Here is a 240-nt window from a genome sequence, read left to right as displayed (position 1 = left end):
AATACGGAGGGTGCAAGCGTTGTCCGGATTCATTGGGCGTAAAGCGAGTGTAGGCGGTTTGACAAGTCGAATGTGAAATCCCAGGGCCCAACCCTGGAACTGCATCCGATACTGTCTAGCTAGAGTCCCGGAGAGGGTGGCGGAATTCCCGGTGTAGGGGTGAAATCCGTAGATATCGGGAGGAACACCAGTGGCGAAGGCGGCCACCTGGACGGTGACTGACGCTGAGACTCGAAAGCG

The 240-nt window shown here is 57.1% G+C and carries 1 rRNA gene; it reads left to right on the top strand.

The window, feature by feature from the left end:
• Positions 1-240, top strand: a 16S ribosomal RNA gene (locus ACTHSX_RS10830); the annotation flags it as partial.

Source organism: Neisseria sp. P0014.S002, assembly GCF_051958295.1.
GTDB lineage: Bacteria > Pseudomonadota > Gammaproteobacteria > Burkholderiales > Neisseriaceae > Neisseria > Neisseria flavescens_B.
The sequence above is the reverse complement of the archived record's forward strand: the minus strand, read 5'-3'. Positions and strand labels throughout refer to the sequence as shown.